Genomic DNA, 24,495 nt, shown 5'->3' with positions numbered 1-24,495 from the left:
GGCGGGGGACCGCCACCTCAACTTCCACGAGACCCGGGACAACCTCGCCGGGTGGGGAGCAAGTCGCGAATCCGGTCCGATCCTTCACCTGCTCATCTTTCCCTAAAGCATGTTCTTGTATTCCGCGCTGTTCCGCATCGTCGGGCCGGTCCTCATCGTTGCGGTCAGCCTGATCGCGTTGCGCCTGCTCGCGTACTGGTGGAGTTTCGCCTTCCACTGGAAGCGATACCGCAGGCGTGACGCCGTCGCGACCGCAGATCTCCGCGGCCTCGACGTCCCGTATGTGAGAATACAGGTGACCACCCGCGGTTCTGCGGGGAGCACCGAGGTGATCCTGCGCGGCATCCGACAGGTCATGCGGCTCGCGGAGGAGGACGTCGAATTCTATGGGCGGATCCTGTCGGTGGAGGTCATCACCGAGTCCGAGGTGCAGGCTCACTTGCTGCGGCGCACCTTCGCGGAGGCCCCAGTCGCTGTGCACGGACTGGTGGTCCCGGCCACGTACGCCACGGCATACGACACGCAACTGAAGGCGCGGGGGCTGCACTATGCGGTCGAGCACCGCAGGGCCGGATGGAACCGCCGACCCGGTCGCTGCTTCGTTGTCCACTATGACGAGGAGAGCGTCATGGTCCCGGCGGAGTTGCGGAAGTTGCTCGCCGCCTTGGCCTCGACGGACAAGAAACTTCTTGAGGGTCCGATCTACTACCCTCTTGAGTACACCGACGCGTCCCCCCTCTGCCGCGCGATGGAGGCCAACCGTCCGGTCGGGTGCTTCGAGTGCCGCCACGTCATGGAGAAGGGCATGCCGCTGCACCTGCACGGCTCCAACCTCGTCATCGAGGAGCAATTCGAGAACACCGTGGGCTGGGACATCGGCAACCTTGACGGCCGCCCCCTCATCGCCGAGGACTATGTGTTCGGAATGAACGCCTTTCTCCTCGGCGGACGCGAAGTCTTCGGCTGGCACGGCTGCGTCATGCTTGAGCAGCCTCCCTTCTCGGTGCGGAGCGCGTTCAAGCAGCGCCACCGCTGGATTTTCGGCGTCCTGCAGGGCATGGCCATCGCCCGGCGGAGCCCGTCGTTCGTGGAACTTCCAGTCCGGGTCCGCCTCGGGCTCGTCTGGGGAACCCGCTTCCGTATCGCCACGTTCGCGTTGGGCGCCGTGGTGGGTGCGCTGACGCTGGCGTTTCTTCCGCTGCTGATCGCCCGGTCCATCGGAGCCCTGGTCTTCGGCGGGGCTTCACCCGCGCCGTCGTGGCTGACCGGCTGGATGGCCGCGGTGGGAGCCCTGTGGTTGGGCTCCGTATTCATCGGGGCCTGGTACAACGTCGCAGACGCTGGCCTCTCCCAGTGGGGTCGCTGGGACGAGATCTGCCGAGCCGTGTCCAGCGCCCCGATCGCCGGGGTTATCGAGAGCGCCGCGGGGCTGCTTGCCGTGGTCGAGTGGTTGTCTGGCCACCGCGATGTCGCCTGGCTGCCGACCCCGAAGACGCGCGCGGCCGACGCGGCTGCGGTTCGGAGGCAGGCATCGTGAGCAAGCACGCCTACACCTCCCGCGCCACCGTCTTTGAAGGCGCCACCGTCTTCGAAGACAATGTGGTGGACGACGCGGTGCCCTCGTTTGTCTTGGCCACAGTCCACCCCCCACTGTCCGGCATAGGGCGGCACCGGGCCGCGGACTCGCACGTGACCAACCTGGTTGGCCCCAAGCCTCACGTGCTGCGCCCGGCCACCGAACTAGACCAAGCAGCCGAACGAGACCAAGCAGCGGACCGGGTCCGCGCCGCGCTCACCGAGGCGCGGATGCCGGGCCCTGCGAGGCGGAGGAGCGTGCAGGAGGTCTTCCGTACCGTTCCGCTTCTGATCGGCGCCGCCCTGGTTCTGGCCGTCTACATCGGGCTGCCCTTGTTACTCGCAACCCGCGACCTGCTCGGAGGCCTCGCCAACGCCGTGACGCTGAGCGGGGTTCTGCTCGTGCTGGCAGCGGTTGGGGTCTGCTCCGTCCTGGCACGGACGGCCACCGCGCCGAAGGTCAGGTTGTCGCGGGCCCGGACCCGCGGGGGCGAGGAATGAACCGATTACCGGCGCGCTCGACCCTGCTCGTAGCTCTGGCCGGGGTGCCGGTCGGGTTCTCCGTCTGGGACCGCTCCGGCGCTGAAGTCTCCCCTCGGCGAGGCTGAGCGCGATCTCGCCGCCCTGGAGGACCGCGGGTCGGGCGAACAGCCCGTCAACTTCGGCGTCCAACTGCAATGGGACCAGGACTCGCCCGACCAGTACGACCGGCGCACTGGACGCCAAGCCACGATCTTCCGGGAGTTCGTGGAGTTTCCGTTCCGCCCGCAGGTCGCCGCGTGGCTCAGCGAGCCGGTCGAGCAGGCGCGGAAGGTGCACGCCTCCATCATGCTCACCCTTAAACCCAACGACGGGCTCGGCGCGGTCAGCGACGCGGCGCCGAACGGCCCGCTGTCCCCGGGATATACCGGCAAGTCATAGCCGACTATGTCCCGCAACTCAATCAGCGCTTTGAGTGGCCCGAAATGTCCATGCGGCGCCGTCGCCAATAACGCCTTCACTTGAATCGCCAATAACGCCTTCACTTGAATCGGCACGAATGCTACCTTGGAGGTAGTTCGGGCCCCGTTTCGCGGGGCCATCGGCGTTTTATGGGGTGACGTGTTGGCCATTGTTGGGTGTTGTTGGTGATGCGCGGCGGCATGAAGGTCTACGCCGGCGCGCCGGCCGCTGCCCGCCACTACGTGGAGGCCGACCGCGGCCGGGCCGATGACTACTACCTGGCCGAGGGGACCGGGATCGCCCGCCGCTACACTGCCGGCCCAGAGGGTCCGGTGGCGGAGTTGGCGCCGCTGACCGGCGACGGCTACGAGGCATGGGTGGCCGGCCTGGACCCGCAGACCGGCGAACCACGGGGTTGGCTGCGCGATGACGACCGGGCAGTGCGGTTCGTCGAGGTAGTGGTCAACGGCCCGAAATCGTGGTCGCTGGCAGCCGCACTGCACCCGGACGTCGCCGCCGCCTACGACACGGCGCAGGACCGCGCCGCCGCCCAGATCATCGGCTGGCTCGCCGAGCACGCCACCACCCGGGTCGGCCCCCGGGGTGGTCAGGTGCAGGTGCCCGTCGAGCAATTGGAGGCGGTCACGGTCGCGCATCACACGTCTCGGGCAGGGGATCCGCACCGGCATTTGCACCTGCAGATCAACGCCCGAGTGTTCGCCGCCGGGAAATGGCGCGGCCTGCACACCGTCGGTGTCCGCGACTCACTGGCGGCAATCAACGGGATCGGGCACGCGGCGGTTTCGACCGATCCGCAATTTCGGAATGCGCTGTCCGCCCACGGATATGTGTTGAATGCCGATGGGGAGATATGGCAGCTTGCGGATTTTGTGGGCGCTTTCAGCGCGCGGGCCGCGCAGATCGCCCGCAATATCGGCACCTACGAACGGGAATGGACGGCCGCGCATCCCGGCGAACTCCCCGGCCCGGTGCTGCGGCGAGCCTGGGATGCCCGCGCCTGGGCGGACGGCCGCCCGGACAAGGTCACCCCACAACCCGGCGCGAATCTCGACGAACGGTGGCGGACCCAGCTGGCCGACCTGGGCTACCGCGACCTCGACATCCCCGTCGCCCTGGCACCGACCCAGGTCGGGAGCCTGGATCGCGACGAGGCAGTGCAGCGGGTGCTCAACCGGCTGGCGGCCGGGCGGTCGGCGTGGAACGCCGCCGACGTCCGCGGGGAGGTCGAGCAGTTGATCGCCGCCGAGGGGATCGTCGTCGACGCCGCCGTCCGGGGCGAGCTGGCCGAGGACCTCACCGACCGGGCGCTGTCGCGGTGCGTGCCGCTGCGGGACCGCGATGGTGCCCCCGTCGCGGTTCCTGGGCACGTGCGGGCGTGGACGTCGCAACCGGTGCTCGACGTCGAGGCCGACCTGGCCGCCCGCCTGGGGGCCCGCGGCAGCGACGCCGACACCGCTGTCCCCCGACAGCTCAAGCTGGCCGTGGTCGCAACCGCCGGGGCAGACCGGCTTGACGCCGGCCAAGCCGCGGCGGCCGTCGCGCTGGCCGGTGACCGATCGCTGATGGTGATCGAGGGCGCGGCCGGTGCCGGGAAGACCACCACTCTCTCGGCCGCTCGGGACCTGCTAGAGGTGTCAGGTCGACGTCAGGTGGTGGTCACCCCGACCTTGAAGGCGGCGAAGGTCGCCGCGGCCGAGGTCGGCACGCGTACGGGGTCGGCGGCGTGGTTGGTTTTCCAGTACGGCTGGCGCTGGAATGACGACGGCGCCTGGACCCGGCTCATGCTCGGGCAGGCCGACCCGGTCACCGGCCGCCTCTATACCGGTCCGGCGAGAGGGGCTCGGCTGCGCCCGAAAGATCTGCTCGTGGTGGACGAGGCCGGGATGCTGGACCAGGACACCGCCCGCGCCCTGCTCACCGTGGCCGACGAGTGTCAGGTGAGGGTCGCGCTGCTCGGCGACCGGCACCAGCTCGCCGCGGTCGGCCGCGGCGGCGTCCTCGACCTAGCAGTCGAGCGGGTCGACCCGAACGCGCACCTGACACTGGACGCGGTGCACCGCTTCACCCGCACCCGCGACGACGGCACCGGCAACCTCATCCCTGACACCGGCTACGCCGACCTGACACTCGTGATGCGTACCGGTGACAACCCGGGCGCGGTGTTCGACGCGCTGGCCGTGCGGGGCCAGATCCTGCTCCATCCCAACCCCGCGACGCTGCGAGATGAGCTGGCCGGTATCGCCGCCGCTTCCTTCGGCGCCGGCGAGCAGGTGGCGGTGGTAGTGGACACCCGCGAACAGGCCGCCGAGCTCAACGTCGCCATCCGGGAGCGACTGGTCGCCGGCGGCCGGGTCGACGACAAGACGGTGGTCACCACCGGGGCGGGGCGGCGGATCGGCGCCGGGGACCGGATCGCCACCCGCCGCAACGACCGTGACCTGGGCGTCGCCAACCGCGACACCTGGACCGTCACCGCCGTCGGCCGGCACGGTGAACTCGTTGTCATTCCCGCCGACGTCACCCCCGCCTCTGATGTCACCCCCGCTGTCACCCCAGCCACTGGACTGGCTCGGGTGCTGCCGGTCGATTACGTCACCCGGCACGCGGAGCTGGCCTACGCCAGCACCGCACACGGCGTCCAAGGGGACACCGTTCCGGCGGCGCATGTGTTGATCGGGGGGCACACCGGCGCCGCGTCGGCGTATGTGGGGATGACCCGCGGCCGCACCGCGAACACCGCCCACCTCGTCGCCGCCGACCTCGCCGACGCCCGCGAGCAGTGGATCGCGGTGTTCGCCCGCGACGGCGCCGACCTCGGGCCCGGCCACGCCGCCGAGCTGGCGGCGCGCGAGGCCGCCCGCTACGCCCAGCCTCGACCGCTGGAGCAGGCGCTGCTCGAGCTGCACGAGGCATGGTCGGCCGAACAGCGCTGCCTGGACCGGCTCGCAGTCGTCGAGCCGCGCCGGCAGGCGCTGCGGGGGATCGCGGCGCTCGGCACCGATGAGGCCGATCAGCTGCCCGCACTGCGCAACCGCCACCGGCAGGCGGCCTTCGGCGCCCACCGAGAGAAGGAGCGGGCGGAGGCCGGGAGCGCGGTCGTCGCCGCCGAGACCGACCGCATCCGCAACATGCTGCTGACCGCCTGGGATGCCCAGCGCGGTACCGCCCGCGAGGCTGGGCAACTCATCTCGCGAGGCTCCGGGCGGCTCGGGCTCCGGCGGGCCGCCGTCACCCGGGCCCACGAGCACCTCGCCGACTGGGCAACCGCGTGGCTGCCCTACCTGCCGACCATGCCCACCGACCCCGACCAGATCGCCCACCTCGCCGGCGGGTTCGACGACCGACCGCGGCTGGAAGCCACCATCGACGCCTCCGCGCGCCGCCAGGTCGAACGGGCCCATCCCGGGCACGCCGCGCTGCCCGCGGCTGCAGTGGCCGCACAGGCGGAGTGCGATCGGGCGTGGCGTTCCGTGGCCGACGCGCGCCGCGAGCACGAGGACCGTCTCACCCGCTTCGGCAGGCTGGCCCACGTCGCCGACCCGGTCGCCCGGTTGGCCGAAACCGGACGCGACATCGCCGCCACGACCGACGAGCTGACCGCCGCCCGAGCGCGCACCGCCCAGTTGATGACCGAGCCGGTTCTCCTCGTCCAGCCCACCGACCGGCTCGCCCGCGAGCGCGATACCTGGCGCGCCCGGCACGACACCGACCACAACGTGCATCAGCGGGCGGCGCAACCGCCGGCCGCCGCAGAGCAGGGCCTGCGCATCCGGCGCCCGGAGCCGGGCGACAAGCGCACACCACGCCCCGACAGAGGTGCTCCCAGCACCCGCCGGTAACCCGGGCGTGGTCGCCTCGCACGTCCGTCAGATCACGGCTCGGTCACGGTCCCCGGTGGACCTGTCACCAAAGGGGCCGAAACGGCGCCCTTCTGTGGGTGTAGCGCCAACCACAGCCGACCAGCCCCGGAGTCAGCCATGCTCGACCACACCACCCGCCAAGGCCAGGCGGCCGGCCGCGAGCCCGACCTGCTCACCATCACCGAAGCCGCGGAACTCCTCCGCGCCCCCGTCGCCATCCTCCGCTACTGGCGCCACTGCGGCACCGGACCGAGCAGCTTCCGGCTCGGCCGCCGCGTCCTCTACCGCCGCGATGATCTCCGAGCCTGGATCGACGCGCGCAGCACGATCAGGAGGCCACCGACCACAGCTGACCGGCCAGGTGGCTAGCGATCCAGGCATCGCCCTCCGGGCCCTGTGCGCCAGTCGCGGTGCTGCCGAGACTGCCGCGTGCGCGGTCAGCCTCAGCCCGAAGCCACCTTGGGCTGCTCCATCCACATCGGTGCTGCGAGCGCATGAGACCGTCAGTTGCTGATGGGAAGATCAGATAGCTGATCTTGTGGCCCCCCTTCTGCGGAAAGGAGCGTTGTCGTGGCCAGCATCGAGCGGCGCACACGTAACGGGCAGCTGCGCTGGTATGCCCGTTATCGCGATCCGGCCGGCGCGCAGCTGGTCAAGGTGTTCTCCCGCAAGGTCGACGCCGAGCGGTTCCTCACCACCGTCGAGGCGTCCAAGCTGACCGGGAGCTACGTCGACGCGAAACGTGCCTCGATCACTTTCCGGGCGTTCGCCGAGGAGCACTGGGCCACCTACGCGCACAACCTCGCCGCGGACACGACCCGGGTGGTCAAACGGTCCCGGCTGGAGCGGCACATCCTGCCCGCTCTGGGCACGTACCCCGTCGGCGCTCTGCGGCCCAGCGCCGTCGCCGCCGCGGTTGCCACGTGGTCGCAAACCCTGGCACCCGGAACGGTCGGCCAGGTCCTCCGCCAGGTGCGTCAGGTCCTCGACGCGGCGCTCGCCGACGGACTGGTTGCGTCGAATGCCGCGAAGGCTGTCAAGGCGCCCCCCGCCCCACGCCGCCGGGATGTTCACCTCACCGACGAGGACGTCACCGCCATTCTCGGCGCGACCCCCGAGCACTACCGGCCCCTGGTGATCACGCTGGTTGGGCTAGGGCTGCGGATCAGTGAAGCGTGCGGCCTCCGCGTGCAGGACGTCGACTTCCTGCGACGCTCCGTCCACATCCGCCAGCAACGCCGGCCCGGTGGTGACATGGGGAAGCTCAAGACCGGCTCGTCCAGTCGCGACATCCCCGCCGATGACACCCTCCTGGAGGCGCTTGCCGAGCAGATCCGGCAGTGGCCTCGATCCGACGGCCTCGTCTTCAGCAGCACACTTGGCCGGCCGCTGACCAAGTCGATCGCCGGTCACGTCTTCGACGACATCGAGCGCGCCGTCGGGTTCACCGTCTCACCGCACTCACTGCGGCACTACTTCGGCGCCGGACTGGTCTCCCGGGGCGTCTCCGTGGTGGCCGTGGCCCGGTGGCTGGGTCACTCGAGCCCCGAGATCACCTACCGGGTCTATGCCTATCTGAGGCCCGACGACGAGACGGCCGGGCGTCTGGCGATGGCCGAAACCATGCACAAGATCATTCCTGATGTGTACCCCGCGTGTACCCGGGAGCCCTCCGAAAGAGAAAACCGCAGGTAGATGCCCCACAAGTTGCAAGCGGTCCTGTTTGACATGGACGGCACGCTGGTGGACACCGAGCACTACTGGGACCAGTCACTGGCCGGTCTGGCCGAGCGGCTCGGCGGCCGCATCTCGGCCCCGGCGCGCGCCGCGATGGTGGGCACCAACATGCGGACGTCGCTGGACCTGCTGCTGGCCGACCTCGGTCTCGATCGCACCGCGGAGCAGCGAACAGCCGACGGCGTCTGGGTCCTCGACACCACGGCCGAGCTGATGGCCCGGGGCGTGAACTGGCGACCCGGTGCGCTCGAGCTGCTTACCGAGGTGCGCCGGGCCGGGCTGGCCACCGCCCTGGTGACCACCACGCCCCGTCGGCTGGCCACGCTGGTGCTGCGGCACATCGGGCAGCTGGCCGACGGGACGACGGCGTTCGACGTCACCGTCTGCGGGGACGAGGTGGCGGCGACCAAGCCGGATCCCGCGCCCTACCGGCAGGCGATGGCCGCGCTGGCCGTGGACCCGGTGGAGTGCGTGGTCGTCGAGGACTCCGTCACCGGAGTGACCGCGGGGCTGGCCGCCGGTGCGGCGGTGCTCGGCGTGCCGTCGTTACAGCCACTGCAAGCGGCGCGCGGTCTCATCGTGCGCGGATCTCTGACCGACATCGGCGTGGCCGACCTCGAACAGGTGCTGGCCGGGCGGACTCGGGTCGAGACGACCGTCTGGTCGTGACCGCAGTTCCTGGCGCAAGGGCTCCCGCGCTCCACTGACGGCTGGCCGAAACCCACACGACGTCGCTGTTCCCAGCTGGCAACATCCCCTGGATGGACCGCGACGAGCTGTCCGGCATCGCCCGCCGGGACCACCCGATCGCGGCGCCGGTGTCCCCGGGGAACCTTCGCACCCTGGTCCGGCGCGTGGCGGCAGTCGAGGGAAGCGCCGTCCTCGACCTCGGCTGCGGTCATGGCGCGTGGCTGTTGGAGATGCTGACCCAGTACCCGAGCGCTACTGGAACGGGCGTTGTGGACATCTCGCTGCCGGCGGACGTGACGGCCAGCGCAGTTCGAGGCGGTCTCGGCGACCGGATCCGCTGGGAGAAGGCCGACGCCCGGACCTGGACGGGTGGCACGTTCGACGTCGTGATGTGCGTGGGAGCCAGCCATGCGTTCGGCGGTCTCGACGGCACCCTCGAAGGCGTACGTCGGCATCTGCGACCCGGTGGGCAGGTGCTGCTCGGTGACACGATCTGGGAAGTTCCGCCGTCGCAGCGGGCGCAGGAGGTCCTCGGCGCAGGACCGGACGACTTCCCCGACCTGGCCGGTCTACTCGACCGTGCCAGGCAGCAGGGCTTCGAGCCGGGGTATGGCCACGTCAGCACTTTGGAGGAGTGGAACGACTATGAATGGTCGTGGACCGGTTCGCTGACCGCATGGGCGCTGCAGGAGGCGACGTCCGATGAGGACCGGCAGCAAGCGCTGGCCGTGGCTCGCGAACATCGCGAAGGGTGGATCCGGGGCTATCACGGGCAGCTGGGACTTGTCACGGTTGTGCTCCACGACGTGCGCCGCTGGCCGACCTAGAGTTGATCCGGGTACTGCCTGACCACCTCTACAGGCAGGCAATTGCGGACACTGCGTCGCGGGAGCAGTTCATCCGGCGCAGAGCTGGTCGAGGTCCACCCGAAGGTCGGCGATCCCCAAGCCCAGTGTGGCCGGTGCTGCCGTCGTCACCATGGTGGCCCGGTGGAACAGCCCGTCCGCCAGGACGTAGGCGTCCAAGGTCCGCTCCCGCTGGTTCGCGATCCAGTAGTGCGGCAGCCCGGCGGCTGCGTAGCGAACCGACTTCAGCACGAGGTCGGTGCTGCGGTTGCTGGAGAGCACCTCGACCACCAGGTCCGGGATGCCGGTGAACCGAGCGGCCTGCCGGGGTCGCGCATGGACCATCACATCCGGGATGAACTCGTCGGCGGCGGGTTTCCACGCCCAGGCAGTCGAGACCCGGTGCGTCTCGGGGATGACCACGTCGAGGGCGTTCGCCAACCGGCGGCAGATCTGCTGGTGCAGGTATGTGGGACCGGGACTCCTCACGACGCGGCCGTCGATGTACTCAGCGCGGGTGTCCTCGCCGAGCGCCTCGTACTCCTCCCAGGACACCTCCTGGTCAGCGCTGAGCGGTGTCGACATCGACATGGCCGCCATCTCCCTCTGCACCTCCAGTGATCGTAGGGCCGTACCCGGCTGCCCATTCGTCAGCTCAGCGGCGTGACCGGCAAGGTCGTTCGCCAGCCGGCGGCCGCGGCCGCCTCGGCGGGGAACGGCGGGGGGGTGCCGCCGAAGGAGGGGCACAGCGCCTGGTGGTCGCACCAGCTGCACAGCCGGGACTTGTTGGGCCGGAAGTCACCGGTGGCGACGGCCCGCTCGATGGCCGACCAGACCGCGAGCAGGGTGCGCTCGAAGCGCAGCAGCTCGGCCTCGTCCGGGGAGTAGGTGAGGGCGTCGCCGTCCTTGAGGTACAGCAGCTTGAGCTGCGCGGCGACCACCCCGCGGGTTCGCCACAGCACCAGTGCGTAGAACTTCATCTGGAACAGCGCCTTGGCCTCGAAGGCCTCCCGCGGCGCGCCACCGGTCTTGTAGTCGACGACCCGCAGCGCCCCGGTCGGTGCGACGTCCAGCCGGTCGACGTAGCCGCGCAGCAGCAACCCGTCGGGCAGCGTCACCTCGACCAGTTCCTCCCGACCGGACGGCTGGATGCGGGTCGGGTCCTCCAGGGAGAAGTAGGTCTCCACCAGCGTGCCGGCCGAGGCCAGCCAGGCGTCCAGCCCCTCCCCCCCGCTCTTCTCGGCGGTCTCGCCGCCGTCGGCAGGCGTCTCGGGCGGCGCGAACAGCTCGGCCATGCCGGGCTCCCCGCGCAGCTCCGCCCAGGCCGGCTCGATCAGCGTGCGGGCCGCCTCGACCGTGCGCTCGGCGGCCGGCAGGTCGTACAGCCGCTCGAGCACCGTGTGCACGAGGGTGCCGCGGACCGCGGCCCGGGACTTGCGCTCGGGCAGCCGGTCGATGGTGCGGAAGCGGTAGAGCAGCGGGCAGGTCTTGAAGTCCGCGGCCCGCGACGGGGACAGCGAGGGGCGGCGCGGAGCGGTGTCGGTCGACGTCATCCGGACCGGGGGAGCGGGCGGGTCGGTCTGCAGCACAGCCGTCATGGGATCGAGGCTAGGTCGACCCTCCGACAGTTCCGGGCACGCGCGCCGACAGGGGCCGCGATCGCCGTCCGTACCCTGCTCCTACGTGGACGTAGAGCAGGAGCGACCGGCCGACGACAGCCCGAGCCCGGCCGAGGTGCTCGCCGCGGTGCCCCTGGAGCCGGTGGTGGTCGAGGACGCCCCGCCGGCCGAGGAGCCCGCGGCCCCGGTGGAGGGCGCCTTCCGGGTCGGTGACCGGGTCCAGCTCACCGACCCCAAGGGCCGCCACCACACCGTCGTCCTGGAGCCGGGCAAGGAGTTCCACACCCACCGCGGCGCGATCAGCCATGACCACCTGATCGGGTCCCCCGAGGGCTCGGTCGTGCACTCGACGGCGAACACCGGCTACCTGGCACTGCGGCCGCTGCTCAGCGACTACGTGCTCTCCATGCCGCGCGGCGCCCAGGTCATCTACCCCAAGGACGCCGCCCAGATCGTCGGCTTCGGCGACATCGGCCCGGGCATGCGCGTGCTGGAGGCCGGCGCGGGCTCCGGTGCGCTGACCTGCTCGCTGCTGCGTGCGGTGGGCAGCGAGGGCACCGTGACCAGCTACGAGCGGCGCGAGGACTTCGCCGACGTCGCGCGCAGCAACGTGGGCACCTTCTTCGGCGAGGTGCCGGCCAACTGGTCGCTGCGCCCGGGCGACCTGGCCGGCCACCCGGCGCAGGAGGTCGTGGACCGCGTCGTCCTGGACATGCTCGAGCCGTGGGCGGTGCTGCCCACCGTGGCCGCCGCGCTGCGTCCCGGCGGCGTACTCGTCGGCTATGTCGCGACCACGACCCAGCTGTCCACCTACGTGGAGGCGGCGCGCGCCCAGGGTGTGTGGACCGAGCCGTACGCCTGGGAGACGCTGCTGCGCCCATGGCACGCCGAGGGCCTCGCCGTCCGCCCGGAGCACCGGATGGTGGCCCACACCGCCTTCCTGGTCACTGCCCGCCGGCTCGCCGAGGGGGCCGTCGCGCCGCTGCGTCAGCGCCGGAAATCCCTGGGCTGAGGGCAGCGCGGACGTCGGTCGCGTGTCGCGGTGGTGACGTCCTGACCCGTCCGCCACAGCCGTCCGCGACCTGCGGCACTGTCGGCGGCGGCGTGTATAGATTGGCTTCCTTGCTCCCCCCGATGTGTGTGGAGGTGCGCGATGGCCCTCGGTCCTGATGAGTTCAAGGCGCGACGTGAGCGTGACGTCGCTTCTCTGGTGAGCCAGATCTCCTACCTCGAGGAGGAGATCGGCCTGTTGCGACGCAAGGTTTCCGACAGCCCGCGCCAGGTGCGTGCGCTGGAGGAACGGCTCGCCGAGGCGGAGGGCCGCGCGGCCTTCGTGTCCGAGCGCAACGACAAGCTCGCCGGCACGCTCCGCGAGGCTCGGCAGCAGCTCGTGACGCTGAAGGAGGAGGTCGAGCGGCTCGGTCAGCCCCCCTCCGGCTACGGCGTGTTCCTGGGCCGATTCGAGGACGGCACGGTCGACGTCTTCACCGGCGGCCGCAAGCTGCGGGTGTCTGTGTCCCCGGCCGTGGAACTCGACGACCTGGCCCACGGTCAGGAGGTCATGCTCAACGAGGCGATGAACGTCGTGGAGGCGCGCGGCTTCGAGCGTGCCGGCGACGTCGTGATGTTGAAGGAGCTGCTCGAACCGATCGAGGGCTGCCCCCCGCGCGCCCTGGTCGTCGGGCACACCGACGAGGAACGGGTGGTCTACCTCGCCGACTCCCTCGCCGGGCAGCCGGTGCGGGTGGGCGATTCGCTGCTGCTGGAGTCCCGCTCGGGGTACGTGTACGAGCGGATCCCGAAGAGCGAGGTCGAGGAGCTCATCCTCGAAGAGGTCCCCGACATCGACTACGAGGACATCGGCGGGCTCTCCCGCCAGATCGAGCAGATCCGGGACGCCGTCGAGCTGCCGTTCCTGCACGCGGACCTGTTCCGTGAGTACGAGCTGCGCCCGCCGAAGGGCATCCTGCTCTACGGGCCGCCCGGCTGCGGGAAGACGCTGATCGCCAAGGCGGTGGCCAACTCGCTGGCCAAGAAGGTCGCGGCGCTCAACGGGGAGTCCGACCGGAGCCAGGGGAAGTCCTTCTTCCTGAACATCAAGGGCCCCGAGCTGCTGAACAAGTACGTGGGGGAGACCGAGCGGCACATCCGCCTGGTGTTCCAGCGGGCGCGGGAGAAGGCCAGCGAGGGCACGCCGGTCATAGTCTTCTTCGACGAGATGGACTCGATCTTCCGCACCCGTGGGTCGGGGGTGTCTTCGGACGTCGAGAGCACCATCGTTCCGCAGCTGCTCAGCGAGATCGACGGCGTCGAGGGCCTGGAGAACGTCATCGTCATCGGCGCCTCCAACCGCGAGGACATGATCGACCCGGCGATCCTGCGGCCCGGCCGGCTGGACGTGAAGATCAAGATCGAGCGGCCGGACGCCGAGGCGGCGCGGGACATCTTCAGCAAGTACCTGACCACGACGCTGCCCATCCACACCGACGACCTGGCTGAGCACGGTGGCAGCCGCGAGGCGACCATCGCCGGGATGATCCAGAGCACCGTCGAGCGGATGTACACCGAGACCGAGGAGAACCGGTTCCTGGAGGTCACCTATGCCAACGGTGACAAGGAGGTCCTGTACTTCAAGGACTTCAACTCCGGCGCGATGCTGCAGAACATCGTCGACCGGGCCAAGAAGATGGCGATCAAGGACCGGCTGGAGACCGGCGTCGGGGGGCTGCGCGTGGGGCACCTGATGGCGGCGTGCGTGGACGAGTTCAAGGAGAATGAGGACCTGCCCAACACCACCAACCCCGACGACTGGGCGCGGATCTCGGGCAAGAAGGGCGAGCGGATCGTCTACATCCGCACGCTGATCAGCGGCAAGGGCAACGAGAGCGGCCGTGCGATCGACACCGCGACCAACACCGGCCAGTACTTGTAACGACCGGCGTACGACCGGCCCCCGTCCTGCCGGGACGGGGCCGGTCCGTGTCCCGGCGGCTGCCGCGGATGCGTCGGTGCCGACGCCTAACCTGGAGCCCATGAGCGTGCGACGGGTGATGGGCACCGAGCTCGAGTACGGGATCTCCGTGCCGGGCCAGCCGACGGCGAACCCGACGACGCTGTCCAGCCAGGTGGTCAACGCCTGGGCGGTGGCCGAGGCGCCGACGCGCCGGCGGCCCCGGTGGGACTTCGAGGAGGAGTCGCCGCTGCGTGACGCCCGCGGCTTCGACCTGTCCCCGGCGAACGCGCTGGACCACAACGACCTGGACGAGGACGCCGGGATGGCGAACGTCATCCTCACCAACGGCGCCCGCCTCTACGTCGACCACGCCCACCCGGAGTACGCGACGCCGGAGGTCACCAGTCCCCGGGACATCGTGCTGTGGGACAAGGCGGGGGAGCTGGTGATGGCCGAGGCGGCCCGGCGGGCGGCGCGGATCCCCGGCACCCAGCCCATCCAGCTGTACAAGAACAACACCGACGGGAAGGGCGCCTCCTACGGGGCGCACGAGAACTACCTGATGAACCGCAAGACGCCGTTCATCGACATCATCCGGGGCCTCATCCCGTTCTTCGTCACCCGGCAGGTCTTCGCCGGCGCCGGCCGGGTCGGCATCGGCACCGAGGGCCGCAAACAGGGCTTTCAGCTGTCGCAGCGCGCGGACTTCTTCGAGGTCGAGGTCGGCTTGGAGACCACGCTGAAGCGGCCGATCATCAACACCCGTGACGAGCCGCACTCGGACGCCGACAAGTACCGCAGGCTGCACGTGATCATCGGCGACGCCAACCTCGCCGAGCTGTCGACCTACCTCAAGGTCGGGACGACGTCGCTGATCCTGGCGATGATCGAGGCCAAGGCGCTCAGCCAGGACCTCACCATCGAGGAGCCGGTCGCCGAGCTGCAGGCGATCAGCCACGACCCATCGTTGACCCACCGGGTGCGGCTACGCGACGGACGCCGGCTCACCGGCCTGGAGGTGCAGCAGGAGTACCTGTCGCAGGCACGGAAGTTCGCCGCCGACACCGGGGACGACGACGAGCAGACCTTCGACGTCCTGCGCCGCTGGGGCGAGGTGCTCGAGGACCTTCAGATCGACCCGATGCGCTGCGCCGACCGGCTGGACTGGCCGGCCAAGCTCCGGCTGCTCGAGGGCTACCGGAAGCGCGACGGGCTGTCGTGGGGTGACTCCCGGCTGCAGCTGGTGGACCTCCAGTACTCCGACGTCCGGCCGGACAAGGGGCTCTACCACCGGCTGGTGGCCCGCGGGTCGATGCAGCGGCTGCTCACCGACGACGAGGTCACCCGGGCGATGACCAGCCCGCCCACCGACACCCGGGCCTACTTCCGCGGCGAGTGCCTGCGCCGCTACCCGGCCCAGGTCGCCGCCGCCTCCTGGGACTCGGTGGTCTTCGACGTGGGCCGGGAGAACCTCGTCCGGATTCCGACCATGGAGCCGCTGCGCGGCACCCGCGAGCACGTCGGCGCGCTGTTCGAGTCGACGTCGACGGCCATCGAGCTGGTCGACACGATCACCGGCGGCTGAGTTCCGCACTCACCCGAGGGGGAAGCTCGCCCGGCTGGCCCAGCGACCACCGGGGAGGTCCTCAGCAAGCAGGACCACCTCGTGGGCCGTTCCGGCCACGGGGAGGAGCGGCCGCACCTGACGCTCGGCCGCCTCGAGGACCGGTCGCGGGTGACGGTGTCCGACGGTCAGGTGCGGGACGACGTCGTCGAACTCGCCCTCGAACGGTGGGTGCGCCGGAAACGCGGCGAACACGCATTCGGTGAGATTGCGGAAGGGCGCCGGGTCGTCGGGGGCCAGCCAGAGCACCGCGTCGTCGAACCAGGCGGTGTCGCTGAACGAGTAGCCGAACGACGGAACCGTGCCGACGACGGCCGCGACGCGCGCGAGCACGTCGGCGTCGATCGCGTCACCGGGGACGAACGGGAACAGCACGGTCACGTGGGCCGGAGCGCCCCTGGCGGCGTGGTCGTCCAGCCGGTCGCGGTGCCGGCCGACCACCGCTTCCGCTTCCGGGACCGCGACGACGAGCCCGCTGGCGGGTCGGCTGGTGTCCACCCATCGCACGCTACGGCGCGCCCTCGGCGGGCTGCATCTCGATTCGCTCGCGGCCGAGCCGGATGACGTCCGACTGTCACACCCCGCGGGTAGCTTTCCCCTCAGCAGGACCCACACGAGACGCACCGGAGGGTGACATGGCCGCGAGGGACACCGGCGGGCAGCAGAAGGCCACGCGCACGCGTGAGGAGACCGACGAGGTCGAGGCGTCGGTCGACACCGATGTCGCCGAGCGCCACAAGGAAATGACCGACGACGTCGACTCCATCCTGGACGAGATCGACGGGGTGCTGGAGGAGAACGCCGAGGAGTTCGTGAGACAGTACGTGCAGAAGGGCGGAGAGTGAACGCTCGACCACGTAGCGTAGTAGATGGTTTGATAAAGACCTGTCCGGACTGTGGGGAATCAAAGCCTCTTGGGGCGTTCGGCCGTAACAGGTCACAGCCAGGTGGGCTTTCGTTCTAGGCCTGACGTGCAACCGCAGACGCAACGCGGCTTGGTATCGCGAGTCCCGCGCCAGCGGTGCAAGCACGCGCTGGCCTGTTCCGCGATGAGCCTCGCTCCCTCCGCGCCGCGGCCGACTACGCCGAGCGGCACCGCGCCCGGCAGTCGGCGGCGGGGGAGGGGAGCGCCGTCTCCCGGCCCGGCACGCCGACCCGCCCGGGTACCCCGCCGGTAGGGTCGGCGCCGCGTCGGAACGGCCGCACGAGCGCCGCTCGGCGCGGCGGGCACACCAGCACGGACAGCCGCCAGCAGGCGGCAGGAGAGGCAGATGCATGAGTGAGTCGTCAACGGGCCGGAGCGGGTTCACCCCCGCCTATCTGGACCGGGTGGGCTCCTCGTTCACCGACTTCCTGGGCCTCACGGCGCCGCAGCTGCTCCCTGGCCGTCGCCCGCTCCCGGCGATGCCGGCCGCTGACCTCGCTCCGCACGCCACCACGATCGTGGCCGTCACCTTCGACGGGGGGGTCCTGATGGGTGGCGACCGCCGGGCCACGATGGGCAACCTCATCTCCTCCCGCGACATCGAGAAGGTCTACGCCGCCGATTCCTGGTCGGTGATCGGCATCGCCGGCACCGCGGGCATCGCGATCGAGATGGTCCGGCTCTACCAGGTGGAGCTGGAGCACTACGAGAAGATCGAGGGGATGACGATGTCCCTCGACGGCAAGGCCAACCGGCTTGCCGCGATGATCCGGGGCAACCTGGGTGCAGCGATGCAGGGCCTGGCCGTCGTCCCGCTGTTCGCCGGGTACGACCTCGACGCCGCCGAGGGCGACAACCCCGGCCGGATCTTCAGCTATGACGTCACCGGCGGGAACTACGAGGAGCGCGGCTACGCCTCCGTCGGCTCCGGCTCGCTGTTCGCCAAGAACTCGCTCAAGAAGACCTGGCGCCCCGGCCTGTCCGCCGATGCCGCGACGCGCACCGTCGTTGAATCCCTCTACGACGCCGCCGACGACGACTCCGCCACCGGGGGCCCGGACATGGTGCGGGGACTGTTCCCCATCGTCTACCGGGTCGACGCCGAGGGCGCTGTGCGGCTCACCGACGCCGAGGTCGCCGCGGTCGCCGAGACCGTCGTCGTCGACCGCTCCGCCGCCCACGACGAACAGGGGGTCTGAGCCATGACGATGCCTTACTACGCCTCGGCTGAGCAGGTCATGCGCGACCGCTCGGAGTACGCCCGCAAGGGCATCTCCCGAGGTCGCAGCGTCGCCGTCGTCACCTACTCCGACGGCGTGCTGTTCATCGCCGAGAACCCCAGCTCCACGCTGCACAAGGTCGGCGAAATCTACGACCGGATCGGCTTCGCCGCGGTGGGCCGGTACTCGGAGTTCGAGAGCCTGCGGGTCGCCGGGGTCCGGCTGGCCGACGTCCGCGGCTACTCCTACAACCGGCGTGATGTCACCGGCCGGGTGGTGGCCAACGCCTACGCCCAGACCCTCGGCGCGGTCTTCACCGAGCAGATGAAGCCCTTCGAGGTGGAGCTGTGCGTCGCCGAGGTCGGCGACACCCCCGAGACCGACCAGCTGTACCGGCTGACCTTCGACGGGTCGATCGTCGACGAGCCCGACTTCGTGGTCATGGGCGGGCAGGCCGATGCGGTCAGCGGGCACCTGCGCGAGCACTTCCTTCCCGGCATGGGGCTGGCCGAGGCGCTGAAGGTCGGCGTCCGGGCCCTGTCCGCGGTCAGCCCGGCGACCTCCGCCAACGGCGGCGGGCTCGACCAGCTCCCTGCCGAGCAGCTCGAGGTCGCAGTCCTGGACCGGCGACGCCCCAAGCGGGCCTTCCGTCGGGTGGTGGGCGCCGCGCTGCGCGCCCTGCTCGCCGATGAGCCGGTCGCTGCGACCGCGGCGGAGACCAGTGGCACGCCGGAGGCCTCGCACGCCCCGAGCGCCCCGGCCCCCGGCACCCCGCCCGGCCTCGGCGACCCCGAGGCGGTCGACACCGCCGGCGGCGCCGCAGACACCGCGGCCACCGACCACGACGGCACGGGCACCGCTACGGGCGGCGATGACGTATGAGCGGCGCGGCGCGCTCGGGACTAGAGCCGAGCACGCCCGAGACGCCTAGGCTCGGTCGGGTGGAACGACGGATCTTCGGCATCGAGACCGAGTACGGCGTCACGTGCACCTTCAAGGGCCAACGGCGCCTCTCACCCGACGAGGTGGCCCGCTACCTGTTCCGCCGGGTGGTGTCATGGGGCCGCAGCTCCAACGTGTTCCTGCGCAACGGCTCGCGGCTCTACCTCGACGTCGGGTCGCACCCCGAGTACGCCACCGCCGAGTGCGACGACGTCACCGAGCTCGTCGTCCACGACAAGGCCGGTGAGCGGATCCTCGAGGGCCTGATGGTCGACGCCGAGCAGCGCCTCAACGAAGAGGGCGTCACCGGCGACATCTACCTGTTCAAGAACAACACCGACTCCGCCGGCAACAGCTACGGCTGCCACGAGAACTATCTGGTCGGCCGGCACGGGGAGTTCAGCCGCCTGGCCGACGTGCTCATCCCGTTCCTGGTGAGCCGGCAGATGGTCGTCGGCGCCGGCAAGGTGCTGCAGACCCCGCGCGGTGCGGTCTACTGCGTCAGCCAGCGCGCCGAGCACATCTGGGAAGGCGTCTCCAGCGCCACCACCCGGTCCCGGCCGATCATCAACACCCGCGACGAGCCGCACGCCGACGCCGAGAAGTACCGCCGGCTGCACGTCATCGTCGGCGACTCGAACATGAACGAGACGACGACGCTGCTCAAGGTCACCATCACCGACCTGGTGCTGCGGATGATCGAGCAGGGCGTCGTTCTGCGGGACATGACGCTGGAGAATCCGATCCGGGCGATCCGCGAGATCAGCCACGACATGACCGGACGGCGCAAGGTCCGGCTCGCCAACGGCCGGGAGATGTCCGCGCTGGAGATCCAGGCCGAGTACCACGACCGGGCCGCCGAGTTCGTCGACCGGGAGGGCTACGGCCCGGTGCACCGGCAGATGCTCGAACTGTGGGGCCGCACGCTCAAGGCCGTCGACTCCGGTGATCTGTCGCTGATCGACCGCGAGATCGACTGGGCCACGAAGTACCAGCTGATCGAGCGCTACCGGGCCAAGCGCGACCTGTCGCTGTCCAGCCCCCGGGTCGCGCAGATGGACCTCGCCTACCACGACATCCGCCGCGACCGGGGGCTGTACTACCTGCTCGAGCGGGCCGGCCAGGTCGACCGGGTCGCCCATGAGCCGCGCGTCTTCGAGGCGAAGAACGTGCCGCCGCAGACCACCCGGGCCAAGCTGCGCGGTGAGTTCATCCGCCGGGCGCAGGAGAAGCGCCGCGACTTCACCGTCGACTGGGTGCACCTCAAGCTCAACGACCAGGCCCAGCGCACCGTGCTGTGCAAAGACCCGTTCAAGGCCGTCGACGAGCGCGTGGAAAAACTCATCGCCAGCATGTGAACACACCTTCGGTGAGGAACCGGATGCCTGCGGCGCGTTCCCCGCTCCGCTGGGGAACCGGAAAACTGCGGTGTGAACGCACCTCCGGTGTGTGACCGGAGCCTGCGGCGCCGTCCATGGCAGCTCCGCTGGGGAACAGGAGACTGCGCGGATGGGCAGTGCACTCGTCACCGGCGTCAGCCGACGCAACAGCATCGGCTTCGCCGTCGCCCAGCGGCTGATCGCCCGCGGCGACCGGGTCGTCGTCCACTCCTGGACGGCGCACGACGCCGAGCAGCCCTGGGGCGCCGACGACCTCCCCGCCGTCCTCGCCGCACTCGGCGACCCGCCGCACCTGGCGGCCGACCTCGAGGACCCGCAGGCGCCCGCGCGGCTGGTCGACGCGGCCGTCGCGGCGGCCGGTCCGCTGACCACGCTGGTCGCCACGCACGCCCGGAGCGCCACGGGCGGGCTGGTCGAGGTGACCGCCGCGGAGGTCGACCGCTGCTTCGCGGTCAACGCCCGGGGCAGCCTGCTGCTCACACAGGCCTTCGCCGCCCAGTACGAGCCGGCCGCCGGTTCCGGGTCCGTCGTGCTGTTCACCTCCGGCCAGCACCGCGCGCCGATGTCCGACGAGCTGCCCTACGCGATCAGCAAGGGAGCTATCCAGTCGATGACGCTGTCCCTGGCCGACGCGCTCATCGACGCCGACGTCACGGTCAACTGCGTGAACCCCGGCCCGACCGACACCGGCTGGGCCGACCCGTCCCGCAGCGACCTCGTCGCGCGGGCGATGCCGCGCGGACGGTGGAACACCGCCGACGAGGCGGCCGCGGTCGTCTCCTGGCTCACCGGCCCGGACGCCCGGTCGGTCACCGGCCAGACGATCGACGCGGAGGGCGGCTTCCGCCGCTGGCGGTGAACCGGGGCGCCGGGCGCAGCCCGGCCCACGCCCGTAGAACAACCGTTATCCCCAACTCGGCCGGTGTCAACGACGAAAAACCACGACCGACAACCGCAACAGATTCGGCCCTCAGGGACTGACGGCGAGCGACGCGGCGTGCCGGCCGGCGGCCGCGGCGGCCAGGAAGTAGGCATGGTCCTCGGCGAGCCCGCGGCCCATCGTCGACAACCGCACCGGGACGGCGGCCAGCGCCTTGTCCAGCCCACCGGTCTCGACCCGGACGACGGGATTGCGGTCGGGCTGCCCGGCCAGGTCCTCCTCCACCTGCTCGGCGAGCTCGGCGGGCAGCCTCGCGGGGACGACGAGGGTGACCCCACCCAGCGCCACCCGGCCGAACGCGGTCAGCGAGTGGTGGGAGACCCCGCGGTGCCGGGGCCGGGGGTCGGCGTCGGAGATCCGCAGCGCGCCCACCGTGCGCCCGCCGAGAACGGCGACCGCGTTGCACGCCTCGCCGGCGGCCACCCCGGAGAACCCCCACGGCGTCCCGGTGCCCAGGTTGCCCGGGCCCTGGGTCACTACGGTCACGTCGGCGCGCAGCACGTGCCGGGCGGCCAGCAGCCCGGTGTGCACCGTCACCGCCTCCAGGTCCCCGCCGAACGCCTGGCCGACCGTGACCACCCCGGCCAGCGAGCCCGCCAGTGCGTCCAGCGTCCGCGAGAAAGCCGCCGGCAGCGCCCCGCCGTCGGTCATCACGTACGCGACGCGCAGCCGCGGGGCGGTGGCCCACACCCCGGCCAGCACGGCGGGCAGCGCGGAATGCAGGTCGGCCACCACGACCGGCATGCCCCCGACGTCCTCTGCATCGGCGATGACCTGGTGGTGCTCGGTTCCCTGCTCGTCCACTCCCTGCACGGTCACCTGCAGCGGCGTGTACCGGCCCTTCACGAGGTGGCCGGGGCCGTTCGGATCCGGCGGCAGCCGGTCGGGGACGGCGATGACCAGGGCGTACCCGCCGGTGCCCAGCCGCTGCGCCCAGGCCGTTGTGTTGAGCAGCACGTCGTCGCCGACCTGCGGGGAGCCGACGACCGAGGGGTGGGCGAGCGCGCGGACGTCGCCGTCCTGGGGCACTGCGACAGTCATCTCCTGCGCGTCGCGCCACGACCGGCCCAGCGCGGTCACCTGCCCGCGGCGCCAGCGCACGCGCGGGCCGGGGTCGTCGGGACGGGGAGACGGCGGGGTGCCCGGAGACGTCATCGGGGCAGGCTAGGTCACCCGGAGGTCCGGGCCGCGGACGTGGCAGGCTGGTGACGTGGCAGCCAAGCGCGCGGAGCGGCTGGTGAACCTGGTCATCGCGCTGCTCGGCACCCGGCAGTACGTCTCGGCAGCCAAGATCCGGGCCACGGTGCCCGGGTACGAGGCCGACGACGGCAGCGAGCGCGCCGACGAGGCGTTCAAGCGGATGTTCGAGCGGGACAAGGCCGAGTTGCGCGAGATCGGCGTCCCGCTGGAGACCGGCCGGACCAGCGTCTTCGACACCGAGGACGGCTACCGCATCGCCCGCGGCGACTACGAGCTACCCGAGATCACCCTCACCGGCGAGGAGGCCGCCGCCGTCGGGCTGGCGCTCCGGTTGTGGCAGTCGGCCCAGCTGGCCGGGGCCGCGCAGAGCGCGCTGGTCAAGCTGCGCGCTGCCGGCGTGGAGGTCGACCAGACCCGCGGCATCCCGCTGCAGCCCCGTCTGGACGCCGGCGAGCCCGCCTTCGAGCCGTGCTACGCCGCCGCCCGCGACCGCCGCGAGCTGACCTTCGACTACCGCCGTCCCGACGAGGACACCCCCGTCCGGCGCCGGGTGCAGCCGTGGGGCGTCGTCGCCTGGCACGGCCACTGGTACCTCGTCGGACACGACCGGGACCGGCAGGCGCCCCGGGTCTTCCGGCTGTCCCGGGTCACCGGCACGCCCCGGGCGAGCGGCCCGGCCGGCGCCTTCGAGCCGCCGCCCGGCCTGGACCTGGCCGCCGTCGTCGCCGGCCACGCGCGCCGGGAGGAGACCGTGGTGGTGGTGCGCGCCCGCCCCGGCACCGCCATCGGGCTGCGGCGCACCGGGACGACGCTCGGACCCGCGCCGGACGGCGACGACCGGGTGGAGCTGCGCACCACCGAGCCCGGCGCGCTGGCCGACCAGCTGGCCGCCTACGGCGCGGACGTGCTGGTCGAGTCCCCGCCTCGGGTGCGTGAGGCCGTCGTCGAGCGGCTCACCCGGCTGGCCGCCATGGACGACCGGGAGGTGCATGCATGACCAGTCCAGGCGCCGCCGACCGGATGACCCGGCTGCTGGCCCTCGTCCCGTACCTGACGGCCCGCCCGGACGGCGTCCGGCTGGCCGACGCCGCCGCCGACTTCGGCGTGTCCGAGGCCCAGCTGCGCCGCGACCTGGACCTGCTGTGGGTGTGCGGGCTGCCCGGCCACGGCCCCGGTGACCTCATCGACCTGGCCTTCGAGGGCGACCGGGTGCGGGTCACCTTCACCGCCGGCATGGTGCGGCCCCTTCGGCTGACCACCGACGAGGCGGTCGCGCTGACCGTCGCCCTGCGGACCCTGCTGGACCTGCCGGGCCTGGCCGAGGGCGAGGCGGTCAGCCGGGCGCTGGCCAAGGTGTCGGCCGCCGCCGGGCACGCCGCCGAACTGGCGGCCCCGGTCGCGGTCAGCGTGGACGCCCGTGAGCAGGCGCTGGCCGTTGTCCGGGAGGGGCTGGAGCGGGGTCGCGCCCTGCACCTGCAGTACTACGTGCCCAGCCGCGACGAGCGCACCGAGCGCACCGTCGACCCGATGCGGCTCCTGCTCGTCGACGGCCACTGGTACCTGGAGGCCTGGTGCCGCCGGGTCGAGGCCGTGCGACTGTTCCGGCTCGACCGCGTCGACGACGTCGTGGTGCTGGCCGAGCCGGCCGCGCCGCCGCCGCAGGCCGCCGAACGGGACGTCGACTCGGGGCTCTACCAGCCGGCCGAGGACGAGCCGCTGGTCCGGCTGCGGCTGGCCCGCACGGCCCGCTGGGTGGCCGACTACTACCCGGTCGAGGAGGTCACCCCGGTCGAGGACCCGCCCGGTGGGCTGGCGGTGGCGGTGCGCACCGCCGACCTCGCCTGGGCGCGCCGGCTGGTGGCCTCCCTCGGGGGCTCGGCCCTTGTCGACGAGCCCGCCGAGCTGGGGCAGCAGGTCGCGGCCGAGGCTCGCGTCGCACTGGCCCGCTACGCCGACTGAACGGAGGCACTCGGAATGGGAGGCCGTTGACACAGGCGGACCA

At 71.3% G+C, this 24,495-nt stretch carries 22 protein-coding genes; 18 read left to right on the top strand and 4 right to left on the bottom strand.

Annotated features, from left to right (window positions below; translation table 11 throughout):
- Window positions 1-109: 109 nt before the first annotated feature.
- The 8 genes from BLW04_RS13500 (at window position 110) to BLW04_RS13470 (ending at window position 9,652) form a co-directional block, all read left to right on the top strand.
- Window positions 110-1,537 (top strand): glycosyltransferase family 2 protein, encoded by a 1,428-nt coding sequence (locus BLW04_RS13500; RefSeq protein WP_091541848.1) that lies wholly within the window; start codon window positions 110-112, stop codon window positions 1,535-1,537.
- Entirely contained in the window at window positions 1,534-2,076 is a 543-nt protein-coding gene (locus tag BLW04_RS26745) for a hypothetical protein (protein ID WP_091541844.1), read from the top strand. The genes BLW04_RS13500 and BLW04_RS26745 overlap by 4 nt, the downstream gene beginning before the upstream one ends.
- Window positions 2,077-2,322: 246 nt before the next feature.
- Window positions 2,323-2,496, top strand: a complete 174-nt coding sequence (locus tag BLW04_RS26740; protein WP_175484042.1) for a hypothetical protein — start codon at window positions 2,323-2,325, stop codon at window positions 2,494-2,496.
- Between the two features lie 221 nt (window positions 2,497-2,717).
- Window positions 2,718-6,377, top strand: a complete 3,660-nt coding sequence (gene mobF / locus BLW04_RS13490; RefSeq protein ID WP_091541893.1) for a MobF family relaxase — start codon at window positions 2,718-2,720, stop codon at window positions 6,375-6,377.
- Between the two features lie 138 nt (window positions 6,378-6,515).
- Complete coding sequence (locus BLW04_RS13485) at window positions 6,516-6,767, top strand: helix-turn-helix transcriptional regulator (protein WP_091541841.1); 252 nt, start codon at window positions 6,516-6,518, stop codon at window positions 6,765-6,767.
- Window positions 6,768-6,968: 201 nt separating this feature from the next.
- Window positions 6,969-8,093 carry a tyrosine-type recombinase/integrase gene (locus tag BLW04_RS13480; RefSeq protein ID WP_091541838.1) on the top strand — a complete coding sequence of 375 codons (1,125 nt, stop codon included), beginning with the start codon at window positions 6,969-6,971 and terminating at the stop codon, window positions 8,091-8,093.
- A gap of 33 nt (window positions 8,094-8,126) precedes the next feature.
- Complete coding sequence (locus tag BLW04_RS13475; RefSeq protein ID WP_254781511.1) at window positions 8,127-8,804, top strand: HAD family hydrolase; 678 nt, start codon at window positions 8,127-8,129, stop codon at window positions 8,802-8,804.
- 92 nt (window positions 8,805-8,896) lie between these two features.
- Window positions 8,897-9,652, top strand: a complete 756-nt coding sequence (locus tag BLW04_RS13470) for an SAM-dependent methyltransferase (protein WP_091541832.1) — start codon at window positions 8,897-8,899, stop codon at window positions 9,650-9,652.
- Window positions 9,653-9,721: 69 nt separating this feature from the next.
- On the opposite strand, the gene BLW04_RS13465 is transcribed toward BLW04_RS13470, so the two are convergent.
- Both BLW04_RS13465 and BLW04_RS13460 read right to left on the bottom strand, forming a co-directional pair.
- Window positions 9,722-10,282 carry a Uma2 family endonuclease gene (locus BLW04_RS13465; RefSeq protein ID WP_139306839.1) on the bottom strand — a complete coding sequence of 187 codons (561 nt, stop codon included), beginning with the start codon at window positions 10,280-10,282 and terminating at the stop codon, window positions 9,722-9,724.
- A 38-nt stretch (window positions 10,283-10,320) separates the two neighbouring features.
- Window positions 10,321-11,268, bottom strand: coding sequence for a RecB family exonuclease (locus BLW04_RS13460; RefSeq protein WP_175484041.1), 948 nt, complete (start codon window positions 11,266-11,268; stop codon window positions 10,321-10,323).
- A gap of 154 nt (window positions 11,269-11,422) precedes the next feature.
- On the opposite strand from BLW04_RS13460, the gene BLW04_RS13455 reads away from it, so the two are divergent.
- From BLW04_RS13455 to dop, 3 genes are all read left to right on the top strand, one after another.
- On the top strand, window positions 11,423-12,301 hold the full coding sequence (locus BLW04_RS13455) for a tRNA (adenine-N1)-methyltransferase (protein WP_371327789.1): 879 nt from the start codon (window positions 11,423-11,425) through the stop codon (window positions 12,299-12,301).
- A gap of 141 nt (window positions 12,302-12,442) precedes the next feature.
- Window positions 12,443-14,221, top strand: a complete 1,779-nt coding sequence (gene arc / locus BLW04_RS13450; RefSeq protein WP_091541825.1) for a proteasome ATPase — start codon at window positions 12,443-12,445, stop codon at window positions 14,219-14,221.
- Between the two features lie 100 nt (window positions 14,222-14,321).
- Complete coding sequence (gene dop, locus BLW04_RS13445; RefSeq protein WP_091541822.1) at window positions 14,322-15,827, top strand: depupylase/deamidase Dop; 1,506 nt, start codon at window positions 14,322-14,324, stop codon at window positions 15,825-15,827.
- Window positions 15,828-15,836: 9 nt separating this feature from the next.
- Here dop and BLW04_RS13440 read toward each other — a convergent pair whose 3' ends face one another.
- Window positions 15,837-16,364, bottom strand: a complete 528-nt coding sequence (locus BLW04_RS13440) for a 2'-5' RNA ligase family protein (protein WP_175484039.1) — start codon at window positions 16,362-16,364, stop codon at window positions 15,837-15,839.
- A gap of 137 nt (window positions 16,365-16,501) precedes the next feature.
- Between BLW04_RS13440 and BLW04_RS13435 the strand changes: the two genes are divergently transcribed.
- From BLW04_RS13435 to BLW04_RS13415, 5 genes are all read left to right on the top strand, one after another.
- Window positions 16,502-16,711: a ubiquitin-like protein Pup gene (locus BLW04_RS13435; RefSeq protein WP_091541815.1), complete on the top strand. Its 210-nt coding sequence runs from the start codon at window positions 16,502-16,504 to the stop codon at window positions 16,709-16,711.
- 430 nt (window positions 16,712-17,141) lie between these two features.
- Window positions 17,142-17,990: a proteasome subunit beta gene (prcB, locus tag BLW04_RS13430; RefSeq protein ID WP_091541810.1), complete on the top strand. Its 849-nt coding sequence runs from the start codon at window positions 17,142-17,144 to the stop codon at window positions 17,988-17,990.
- A 3-nt stretch (window positions 17,991-17,993) separates the two neighbouring features.
- Window positions 17,994-18,893 (top strand): proteasome subunit alpha, encoded by a 900-nt coding sequence (gene prcA / locus BLW04_RS13425; protein ID WP_091541807.1) that lies wholly within the window; start codon window positions 17,994-17,996, stop codon window positions 18,891-18,893.
- A gap of 59 nt (window positions 18,894-18,952) precedes the next feature.
- Complete coding sequence (pafA, locus tag BLW04_RS13420; protein WP_091541803.1) at window positions 18,953-20,311, top strand: Pup--protein ligase; 1,359 nt, start codon at window positions 18,953-18,955, stop codon at window positions 20,309-20,311.
- A 151-nt stretch (window positions 20,312-20,462) separates the two neighbouring features.
- Window positions 20,463-21,212: an SDR family oxidoreductase gene (locus BLW04_RS13415; RefSeq protein ID WP_091541799.1), complete on the top strand. Its 750-nt coding sequence runs from the start codon at window positions 20,463-20,465 to the stop codon at window positions 21,210-21,212.
- A gap of 111 nt (window positions 21,213-21,323) precedes the next feature.
- Here BLW04_RS13415 and BLW04_RS13410 read toward each other — a convergent pair whose 3' ends face one another.
- Window positions 21,324-22,448, bottom strand: coding sequence for a DUF3866 family protein (locus tag BLW04_RS13410; protein ID WP_091541796.1), 1,125 nt, complete (start codon window positions 22,446-22,448; stop codon window positions 21,324-21,326).
- Window positions 22,449-22,503: 55 nt separating this feature from the next.
- Between BLW04_RS13410 and BLW04_RS13405 the strand changes: the two genes are divergently transcribed.
- On the top strand, window positions 22,504-23,490 hold the full coding sequence (locus BLW04_RS13405; protein WP_091541792.1) for a helix-turn-helix transcriptional regulator: 987 nt from the start codon (window positions 22,504-22,506) through the stop codon (window positions 23,488-23,490).
- Window positions 23,487-24,452, top strand: coding sequence for a helix-turn-helix transcriptional regulator (locus BLW04_RS13400; protein WP_091541789.1), 966 nt, complete (start codon window positions 23,487-23,489; stop codon window positions 24,450-24,452). The genes BLW04_RS13405 and BLW04_RS13400 overlap by 4 nt, the downstream gene beginning before the upstream one ends.
- The last annotated feature ends 43 nt before the right edge of the window (window positions 24,453-24,495 follow it).

Source organism: Modestobacter sp. DSM 44400 (assembly GCF_900107175.1).
Lineage (GTDB): Bacteria > Actinomycetota > Actinomycetes > Mycobacteriales > Geodermatophilaceae > Modestobacter.
This window is presented reverse-complemented; position numbering and strand designations above follow the sequence as displayed.

Excerpts from the sequence above, each read along its gene's own strand:
- BLW04_RS13415 (WP_091541799.1), top strand. The coding sequence starts at position 20,463 with ATGGGCAGTGCACTCGTCACCGGCGTCAGCCGACGCAACAGCATCGGC.
- arc (WP_091541825.1), top strand. The coding sequence starts at position 12,443 with ATGGCCCTCGGTCCTGATGAGTTCAAGGCGCGACGTGAGCGTGACGTC.
- BLW04_RS13485 (WP_091541841.1), top strand. The coding sequence starts at position 6,516 with ATGCTCGACCACACCACCCGCCAAGGCCAGGCGGCCGGCCGCGAGCCC.
- BLW04_RS13460 (WP_175484041.1), bottom strand. The coding sequence starts at position 11,268 with ATGACGGCTGTGCTGCAGACCGACCCGCCCGCTCCCCCGGTCCGGATG.
- BLW04_RS13475 (WP_254781511.1), top strand. The coding sequence starts at position 8,127 with ATGGACGGCACGCTGGTGGACACCGAGCACTACTGGGACCAGTCACTG.
- BLW04_RS13410 (WP_091541796.1), bottom strand. The coding sequence starts at position 22,448 with ATGACGTCTCCGGGCACCCCGCCGTCTCCCCGTCCCGACGACCCCGGC.
- prcB (WP_091541810.1), top strand. The coding sequence starts at position 17,142 with ATGAGTGAGTCGTCAACGGGCCGGAGCGGGTTCACCCCCGCCTATCTG.
- BLW04_RS13470 (WP_091541832.1), top strand. The coding sequence starts at position 8,897 with ATGGACCGCGACGAGCTGTCCGGCATCGCCCGCCGGGACCACCCGATC.
- BLW04_RS13500 (WP_091541848.1), top strand. The coding sequence starts at position 110 with ATGTTCTTGTATTCCGCGCTGTTCCGCATCGTCGGGCCGGTCCTCATC.
- BLW04_RS13435 (WP_091541815.1), top strand. The coding sequence starts at position 16,502 with ATGGCCGCGAGGGACACCGGCGGGCAGCAGAAGGCCACGCGCACGCGT.
- prcA (WP_091541807.1), top strand. The coding sequence starts at position 17,994 with ATGACGATGCCTTACTACGCCTCGGCTGAGCAGGTCATGCGCGACCGC.
- mobF (WP_091541893.1), top strand. The coding sequence starts at position 2,718 with ATGAAGGTCTACGCCGGCGCGCCGGCCGCTGCCCGCCACTACGTGGAG.
- dop (WP_091541822.1), top strand. The coding sequence starts at position 14,322 with ATGAGCGTGCGACGGGTGATGGGCACCGAGCTCGAGTACGGGATCTCC.
- BLW04_RS13400 (WP_091541789.1), top strand. The coding sequence starts at position 23,487 with ATGACCAGTCCAGGCGCCGCCGACCGGATGACCCGGCTGCTGGCCCTC.